This window comes from Paenibacillus pasadenensis DSM 19293 (genome assembly GCF_000422485.1).
Lineage (GTDB): Bacteria > Bacillota > Bacilli > Paenibacillales > Paenibacillaceae > Paenibacillus_O > Paenibacillus_O pasadenensis.
The window spans coordinates 1-1,579 of the sequence record NZ_AULW01000079.1; the positions used below are offsets into that span (position 1 = coordinate 1).

At 42.9% G+C, this 1,579-nt stretch carries 1 protein-coding gene; it reads left to right on the forward strand.

Going from position 1 to position 1,579, the window contains the following annotated elements; genetic code table 11:
• Positions 1-427 precede the first annotated feature (427 nt).
• Entirely contained in the window at positions 428-727 is a 300-nt protein-coding gene (locus tag H582_RS31840; RefSeq protein ID WP_127464603.1) for a DUF6973 domain-containing protein, read from the forward strand.
• Positions 728-1,579 lie beyond the last annotated feature (852 nt).

Sequence of the window (1,579 nt, forward strand, 5' to 3'; positions counted from 1 at the left end):
CGCGCGCTGCTGACCGATCCGGCCTGGGCGGAGAAGATCCGCGACGGCCGCGTGTCGGAGCTGCAGCCGTTCTCGCGCGAGGCGCTCGGCAGCCTGAGCTGAGGCGCGAGGCTTTAAGGTAGATAAAGAAATCCGCCTCATCGGCGAAAACGATGAGGCGGATTTTTTGCTATGCAGCAGGCCATAGAGGATTATTGTTGTCTACGTACGCTGGCAATAGAATTATTTGTGAATAATTTACTTATATATATTATAGTGACGTTCTAGATTTCCAGCTTTTTTCCGCGCTGGCCGTCATTGTCCCGATGCACATCCGCAGCGAGGCGCAGGCCGAGCGTGCCTGATCCAAATCGTAGGCGTTATAAATGCGAGAAATGGTATGTATGCACTATTTCCAATATAAATTAAATATGTTAATTTAAAATAGTTGTTGAAAGTAAAATCAGCTGCCCGGAATTCTGGTTATACTGGAGCAGAAGATGGTAAACAAGATGTTTTTAGACATTCTTACTGGCATGTATTAATGACAAAAGAAATTGGGCAGAGTCAAGCAAAACAAGCAGGTGATATTCATGAAGACCATAATCCAGGTACAGAAATTGCGGATAAAATGGATGTATGGAATAATGCAATGGGTATAATTATCTATCAAGATCATACCGGTGAAAAAACGGAGAGTGCACTTATCTCTTTGACCAAAACAAAAATAAAAAAGAGGGGGTGCTAGTTTGGACTAATGAATAAAAAACTAGGTTTAACATTTGGACTAATACTTGTTTACTTTTTAGCATGTTGGATGGTCGATCTTAGTAGCAGAACAACCGTTATGAAAGCCTCTGACCGTTCTCACCATATTGGATATGAGTTTTTTTACAACACATACTCTTTTTATAGAGATGGTTATGATACCTATACCACAGTTATTCTTAAATATGATAGAATTTATTTGCTCTGTATCAGCTTTGTTTTCTTAGCTATAAACATATTTAAAAGACTCAAAAACGAAAAGAAATGAACCCGCTTTTTCCAGCCAACCTGGGAGCGAGACGGGTTCTTTTGCATTCGTACAGATTTATTGTGCTCATAGATGCTGGTAGTAATTTCCTAACATTCATGTGGCGAATCATCCACGATGCTGGAAAATTACGTCGTTTAGCTTAGCCAGAGTTGGATCAATGTCATCAACTACGAGTAGGCTTAGGTGGCCATAAGCGAATACAACAAGGTTGCTTCGGTGGCTCGTAGCTCATAAGGGGCAGGCGGGTTGAATTCGTGGTTCCACTGAATCAACGCAAGTGTCTGAATTAAAGGCGACCCTGCTTACAACTAGGAAAATATAAGGCAGCTATATGCCAGCTAAAGCTCGGCGTTTAATTAAGCAGAGCTGAAGGCAGCCGAAAAGTAAAGGTTGCTTTCAGGAGAATGAATCTATATATTTATAAATATAGATATACAAATTCAGGATCGTCGAGGAGGCCTTTGATCATGTCTACCGCTACCCATGCCGCGCCGCTGTTCCGTCCGTTCGAGGGCGGCAAGCTGAAGCTCGACAACCGCGTCGTGATGGCGCCGATGACGC